Annotated in this window: 7 protein-coding genes; 6 read left to right on the forward strand and 1 reads right to left on the reverse strand. The window is 63.3% G+C overall.

The window, feature by feature from the left end:
- The 5 genes from WCE35_RS06565 to accC all read left to right on the forward strand — a co-directional run.
- Window positions 1-731, forward strand: a 731-nt coding sequence (locus WCE35_RS06565; protein ID WP_424592537.1) for a tetratricopeptide repeat protein, incomplete at its 5' end; no start/stop codon positions are given.
- Window positions 732-802: 71 nt separating this feature from the next.
- A complete protein-coding gene (locus WCE35_RS06570; RefSeq protein WP_424592538.1) occupies window positions 803-1,570 on the forward strand; it encodes a DsbA family protein in 768 nt (255 codons plus the stop codon).
- A 276-nt stretch (window positions 1,571-1,846) separates the two neighbouring features.
- On the forward strand, window positions 1,847-2,329 hold the full coding sequence (aroQ, locus tag WCE35_RS06575) for a type II 3-dehydroquinate dehydratase (protein WP_424592539.1): 483 nt from the start codon (window positions 1,847-1,849) through the stop codon (window positions 2,327-2,329).
- A gap of 55 nt (window positions 2,330-2,384) precedes the next feature.
- The gene (gene accB / locus WCE35_RS06580) at window positions 2,385-2,864 is read left to right on the forward strand and encodes an acetyl-CoA carboxylase biotin carboxyl carrier protein (protein ID WP_424592540.1); all 480 of its coding nucleotides are present in this window, start codon (window positions 2,385-2,387) and stop codon (window positions 2,862-2,864) included.
- An 87-nt stretch (window positions 2,865-2,951) separates the two neighbouring features.
- Window positions 2,952-4,304: an acetyl-CoA carboxylase biotin carboxylase subunit gene (gene accC / locus WCE35_RS06585; protein ID WP_424592541.1), complete on the forward strand. Its 1,353-nt coding sequence runs from the start codon at window positions 2,952-2,954 to the stop codon at window positions 4,302-4,304.
- A 32-nt stretch (window positions 4,305-4,336) separates the two neighbouring features.
- Here accC and WCE35_RS06590 read toward each other — a convergent pair whose 3' ends face one another.
- Window positions 4,337-5,785: a DASS family sodium-coupled anion symporter gene (locus tag WCE35_RS06590; protein WP_424592542.1), complete on the reverse strand. Its 1,449-nt coding sequence runs from the start codon at window positions 5,783-5,785 to the stop codon at window positions 4,337-4,339.
- Between the two features lie 210 nt (window positions 5,786-5,995).
- On the opposite strand from WCE35_RS06590, the gene aat reads away from it, so the two are divergent.
- Window positions 5,996-6,676 carry a leucyl/phenylalanyl-tRNA--protein transferase gene (gene aat, locus WCE35_RS06595; RefSeq protein ID WP_424592543.1) on the forward strand — a complete coding sequence of 227 codons (681 nt, stop codon included), beginning with the start codon at window positions 5,996-5,998 and terminating at the stop codon, window positions 6,674-6,676.
- Window positions 6,677-6,766 lie beyond the last annotated feature (90 nt).

Here is a 6,766-nt window from a genome sequence, read left to right on the forward strand (position 1 = left end):
CTTACGTCCAGTCGCATCCGATGCCCGCCGAACGTGTCGCAGCGCTGCAGGAACTCGCGCGCTCGAGCCCCTATTGGGACAAGAAAGACGACCCGGCGCTGCAACTGCGCCACGACATGGTGCGCGCGAAAATCTCGGCCTTCATGGAACGCGAGGACACCGTCTATCGGCGCTATCCGCTTTCCAGCAACAGCCTCCCCGCGCGCTATGCGCGGGCGATCGCGACCTACCGGCATGGCGATTTGCGCAGCGCGCTGGCCCAGATCGACGGCTTGATCCAGCTGCAGCCGAACAATGCCTATTTTTACGAGTTGCGCGGCCAGGCGCTGCTGGAAGGCGGCAAGCCGGCGGAAGCGCTTGCGTCCCTGCGCAAGGCGGTGCAGCTCTCCAATAACGCGCCGCTTATCGAGATGTTGCTTGGCCAGGCGCTCGTGGCGTCCGACAACAAGGCCTATACTGACGAGGCCATCGCGATCCTGCGCGCGGCGGTGGCGCGCGAGACCGAGGCGCCGATCGGCTACACCCAGCTTGCGATGGCCTATGGCCGGAAGGGAGACTACGCGCAGGCCGATCTGGCGTCAGCCCAGGCCGCCTATCTGCGCGGCGACAACAAGACCGCGCGCGACCTTGCCTCGCGGGCGAAGACGCGCTTCGCGATCGGCACGCCGGGATGGGTCAAGGCTGACGACATCGTGAGCGCCAAGCCGATGCCGGGCCAGAAAAACAACTAGAAATAAACTCAAATACCATATCAAGCTGGGTGAAACCGGCCTTTGTTTATACGCCGCACAAGGAATTGCAAATGCTCTCGCTCCGATTGCTCGCTGCCGCCCTGTTAGCGCTCGCCCTTTGCGGCACCCCGCCCGGCGCATCAGCGCAGGGTTTTTCCGACAGCCAGCGCGGCGATATCGAGACCATCGTCCGGAATTACCTGATCGCGCACCCGGAAGTGCTCGAAGAGGCGATGAGCGAATTGAGCAAGCGGCAGACCGCGGCCGAGGCGGCGAAACATTCGGCAAGCGTCGCGGAAAACGCCGACAAGATCTTCAACTCGCCGCGCGGCGTGACTCTCGGCAACAAGGACGGCGACGTCACCTTCGTCGAATTTTTCGACTACAATTGCGGTTACTGCAAGCGCGCCATGGACGATATGCTCGAGCTGATGAAGGCCGATCCCAAGCTGAAGGTCGTGCTCAAGGAATTCCCGGTGCTGAGCCAGGGCTCGGTCGAGGCCGCTCAGGTCGCGGTCGCGGTTCGCATGCAGGATCCCTCGGGCAAGAAATATCTCGACTTCCACCAAAAACTGCTCGGCGGCCGCGGCGCGGCGGACAAGGCGCGCGCGATGGCGGTTGCCAAGGAAGTCGGTCTCGACATGGCGAAGCTGGAAAAGGACATGGCGAGCGCGGAACCGAAGGCCACGCTCGAAGAAAACTTCAAGCTCGCCGAGGCGATGGGCATGAACGGGACGCCGAGCTATGTGATCGGCAAGCAGGTGGTGATCGGCGCGGTCGGCGTCGACAGTCTGAAGGAAAAGATCGGCGTCGCCCGTTGCGGCAAGGCGACCTGCTGAACGGAGCGCGCCACGTCGAATTCGGCAAGGTTTGGGTTGGGGATCGTCGAGGCGCGACGAAGCGGACCGAATGCCACGCCGCTGGCGGTCTCGGTGCGCCCGGCGTCACGGGTTTTTCCACAAATATTGGTTAACCAGCGATTTCTGTGGGTTAGCAGCGCGATCTGATACGCTGAATGAGGCGTTCGCACGGCTTTCGCCGAAGCCAATGGCTTTCCCTGAGCCCGGTTGTTACCTATAAACCCGCCACCTACCACCACATCGCTGGAACTCTGCATGGCCCAGGCATCTGCCGCGACGATTTATGTGCTCAACGGCCCGAACCTCAATCTGTTGGGGAGCCGCGAGCCTGAGATTTATGGCCACGCCAAACTCGCCGACGTGGAACAACTGTGCGCGGAAACCGCGGCGCAGTTCGGCCTCACGGCCGATTGCCGGCAATCCAACCGCGAAGGCGAGCTGATCGATTTCATCCATCAGGCGCATGCGAACAAGGCCGCCGGGATCGTCATCAATGCCGGCGGCTATTCCCACACCTCGATCGCGCTGCATGACGCGCTGGTCGCAGTGAAGATTCCAACCGTCGAAGTGCATATCAGCAACATTCACGCCCGCGAGAGCTTCCGGCATCACTCCTTCACTGCTAAAGCCGCCTTCGCATCGCTTTGCGGCTTCGGCATCGACGGCTACCGGCTCGCAATATCGGGCCTTGCCGCCAAGATCGGCGCCGAGGCAAAAGCCGCCAAGGCAAGAACCTGACGTCAAGAGCCTGACGTATCTGCCGTCATCAGACAGGAAGTTTCGGATCAAGACCATGGCGCGCCAGCCTGAAGACAAATCAGCCGCACATTTCAAGAGCGAGGACAGCGCGCTCATCCGCGAACTTGCGCTGCTCCTGGACGAAACCAGTCTCACCGAGATCGAGATCGAGCGCGCCGGATTGCGGGTGCGCGTCGCGCGCAATATCAGCATCGCCGCGGCGATGCCGGCGAATTTCCAGCCGGCCGCTTCTGTGGCTGCGGCAGCTGCGCCGGCCGCCGCCACGGACCTCGCCAAACATCCGGGCGTCGTCCCTTCGCCGATGGTCGGCACCGCCTATTGGGCGCCCGAGCCCGGCGCCAAGCCCTTCATCGAGGTCGGCACCAAGGTTTCGGCGGGACAGACGCTCGTGATCATCGAAGCCATGAAGACGATGAACCAGATTCCCTCGCCGCGCGCGGGCACCGTGACGCAAATTCTCGTCGAGGACGGCCAGCCGGTCGAATTCGGCGAGCCGCTGGTAATAATTGAGTAGAGGCGAATGGCGAGTGGCGAATAGCGAATGGTTTTTCCTGTCCTGCCATTCGCTATTCGCCATTCGCTATTCACCCTTTAGGACACCATGTTCGACAAGATCCTCATAGCCAATCGCGGCGAAATCGCGCTGCGTGTGCTGCGCGCCTGCAAGGAACTCGGCATCTTCACCGTTGCCGTGCATTCCACCGCCGACGCCGACGCCATGCATGTGCGCCTTGCGGATGAAAGCGTCTGCATCGGGCCGCCGCCGTCGAAGGACAGCTATCTCAACATCCCCGCTTTGCTCGCCGCCTGCGAGATCACCGGCGCGGACGCGGTGCATCCCGGCTACGGCTTCCTTTCGGAAAATGCCCGCTTCGCCGAAATCCTCGCCGACCATAATCTGCATTTCATCGGGCCGAAGGCCGAGCATATCCGCCTGATGGGCGACAAGATCGAGGCCAAGAGGACCGCGAAAAAACTCGGCATTCCCGTGGTGCCCGGCTCCGATGGCGCGGTCGGCGCGGACCAGGACGCGATGGCGATCGCGAAGAAAATAGGCTTTCCGGTGCTGGTGAAGGCCGCCGCCGGCGGCGGCGGACGTGGCATGAAGGTCGCGCGCAGCGCCGACGATCTGATGATGGCGCTGTCGACCGCGTCGAACGAGGCCAAGTCGGCGTTTGGCGATGCGTCGGTCTATCTGGAGAAATACCTGGAGAAGCCGCGCCACATCGAGATCCAGGTGCTCGGCGATGGCCGTGGCGGCGCGCTCCATCTCGGCGAGCGCGATTGCTCGCTGCAGCGGCGACACCAGAAAGTCTGGGAGGAAGGCCCCTCGCCGGTTCTCTCGGCAACCGCCCGCGCCAGGATCGGCACCACCTGCGCCAAGGCGATGCAGGACATGAAATATCTCGGCGTCGGCACCATCGAGTTCCTGTACGAGGATGGCGAGTTCTATTTCATCGAAATGAACACCCGCATCCAGGTCGAGCATCCCGTCACCGAGATGATCACCGACATCGACCTCGTGCTGGAGCAGATCCGCATCGCCGCCGGCGGCGACCTGCCGATGACGCAGGACGAGGTCGCGATCATCGGCCACGCCATCGAATGCCGGATCAACGCGGAAAATCCGCAGACTTTCCGTCCCTCTCCCGGAAGAATCTCGCAGTTTCATCCGCCGGGCGGGCTCGGCGTGCGGATCGATTCCGCAGTCTATCAGGGCTACGTGATCCCGCCTTATTACGACTCGCTGGTCGGCAAGCTGATCGTCCACGGCAAGACCCGCGGCGAATGCCTGATGCGGCTGCGCCGTGCGCTGGACGAGATGGTGGTCGAAGGCATCGAGACCACGCTGCCGCTGTTCCGGGCGCTGGTCCGGGAACCCAGCATCATCGACGGCGACTACCACATCCACTGGCTGGAACAGTACCTCGCCGGCCAGCCGCCCGCCGGCTGAACGGCCGCGCCGGCGGCCCGCACCGGTTGCCGCTACCAGCCGATCAGTCGCAGCCACGGCAGCACGATCACGAGCAGGCCGGCAAAATAGACCATCCCGAAGATCAGGCCGAACTTCCAGAAATCGCCCTTTCCGATGTAGCCGCTGCCGAAATACATCGGCGCGGGCCCGGTGGCATAGGGTGAAATCACGCCCATCAGGCCAAGCGAATAGAGGCAAAGCAGCGTCAGCGTCGGCACCGACAGGTCAGGAATGCCCTTGCCGACGGCGAGAACCACCGGCAGCACCGTCGCGGCATGGGAGGTGATGCTGGAGAAGAAATAGTGGATCCAGAAGAAGAACGAGACCAGCAGGATCATTCCGAGCGTCGGCGTCAGGCTCGCCAATGGCCTGGCGTATCCCTCGGTGAGCCATTTGATGAATCCGATCTCGTTGAGACCTGACGACAGCGTGAGCAACGAGGTGAAATAGAAAAACACCTCCCACACGCTCTTTTCGGCGGCGATGTCATCGAAGGCAACGACGCCGGTGACCAGCATCAGCGAAATCACGACGAAAACCACCGTGGTCGCGTTGATAAAATTGGAACCGAGGCCCGGGAGGGAAATGTTCGGATTAGACCCCGCGATCCACAGCAACATCGCCAGCAGCACCAGCGCCGCCATGATCCATTCGTGGCGCGACAGCGGGCCCATCGCCGCGAGTTCGTTCGAACTCCACGCGACGATCTCCGGACTTTCCTTCACCTGCGGCCGGCAAATCACATAGCTCAGCAGCGGCACCAGCGCCAGCAGCAGAATGCCGAGCGGCGCGAAGCCGAAGAACCACTGCGACCAGTTGATGTCGACGCCTGCGATCTTCTTGGCAATGCCCAGCGCGGCCGCGTTCGGTGCCAGCGCGGTGAGGAACAGCGAGCTCGTCACCGCGGTGGTCGCGAACGCGGTCCACATCACATAGGTGCCGATCCTGCCGGCGGTGGGTCCGGGTTCGGAGCCGTAGATTCTGGGAATGTTGCTGACGATGGGATAAATGGTGCCGCCGCTGCGCGCGGTATTGGACGGCGTCGCCGGCGCCAGCACGAGGTCCGAGAAAGCAACGGCATAGCCGAGGCCGATGGTCCGGCCGCCGAGCCTGCGTACCAGCATCAAGGCGAGCCGCCGGCCGAGGCCGCTCCTGCGATAGCCGATCGAGAACACGAACGCGCCGACCACCAGCCACACCGTGCTCTCGGAAAAGCCGCCCAGCATCCAGCGCAGCGATTTGTTGGGATCGTGTTCGACATACCCCGCGACGCCGGCGATCGTCAGGCCGATCAGGCCGACCGCGCCCGCCGGCATCGATTCCAGGATCAGGCCGGCGATGACGGCCACAAACAGCGCGAAATAGTGCCACTGATCGGCATTGAGGCCCGCCGGCACGGGCACGAGATAGATCGCGAGCCAGATGCCCAGCGGGGCAATCGTCTTCCAGGTGATTTTCACAAGCGCCCCTTTTGTTTCATCCCGATCGGCGTGTCAGCCCGTCATCCCCAGGGCGCCGCCGTTTTGTTTGCAATGTAGCATAGCGTCCTCGGTGTTCCTGAGGAAGCCGGGAACGTAACCGCGTGGTTTGTGGACAACCCGTCCCGCCGACATGACGTGGTGACGCTCCTGCCCATCGCCCGGCGATCCGCACCCTGCTATCCTTGCCCCATGACGTCGCGCGACTCCGCCTCTTCCGAAATCACGCCCGAAGTGCTGTTGCGCGCCTATGCCTGCGGCATCTTCCCGATGGCCGAAAGCGCCGACGATCCGACCCTGTTCTGGGTCGAGCCGGAAATGCGGGGCGTTATCCCGTTCGAGGGCTTTCGCATCGCCGCGCGGCTGGCGCGCACCGTGCGTTCGGACGCCTTCACGGTGACCGTCAACACCGCGTTCAAGGCGGTGATATCCGGCTGTGCCGCGCCGCAGGCCGGCCGCGACGACACCTGGATCAACAACCGAATCCGCGATCTCTATCTCGGGCTGCACCGGCTCGGGCACTGCCACAGCGTCGAGGTCTGGCAGAACGGCGATCTCGTCGGCGGATTATACGGCGTCAGCCTCGGCCGCGCCTTCTTCGGCGAGAGCATGTTTCATCGCGCCCGCGACGCCTCGAAAGTGGCGCTGGTGCATCTGGTGGCCCGCCTGATCGCCGGCGGCTTTGAACTGCTCGACACGCAATATGTCACCGAGCACCTGCGCAGTTTCGGCGCGATCGAGATTTCGCGGCGCCGCTACCGGACGCTGCTCGACAAGGCGATCGCGGGCGAGCGCGCGGATTTCCTGAAATTGCCCGCGGACCAGCCGATCGGTGGCAACGAAGCGCTCGCGATCATAGCGGAGCGCAACTGAAGCCACGTAGCCCGGACGGAGCGAAGCGCAATCCGGGACAAGTACGCTCGGTCGTAAAGCAGTCCCGGATTTCGCTTTGCTCCATCCGGG

The organism is Bradyrhizobium sp. (genome assembly GCF_049691595.1).
Classification (GTDB): Bacteria; Pseudomonadota; Alphaproteobacteria; order Rhizobiales; family Xanthobacteraceae; genus Bradyrhizobium.

Coding starts and splice junctions, on each gene's coding strand:
- WCE35_RS06570 (WP_424592538.1), top strand. CDS start 803: ATGCTCTCGCTCCGATTGCTCGCTGCCGCCCTGTTAGCGCTCGCCCTT.
- aroQ (WP_424592539.1), top strand. CDS start 1,847: ATGGCCCAGGCATCTGCCGCGACGATTTATGTGCTCAACGGCCCGAAC.
- accB (WP_424592540.1), top strand. CDS start 2,385: ATGGCGCGCCAGCCTGAAGACAAATCAGCCGCACATTTCAAGAGCGAG.
- accC (WP_424592541.1), top strand. CDS start 2,952: ATGTTCGACAAGATCCTCATAGCCAATCGCGGCGAAATCGCGCTGCGT.
- aat (WP_424592543.1), top strand. CDS start 5,996: ATGACGTCGCGCGACTCCGCCTCTTCCGAAATCACGCCCGAAGTGCTG.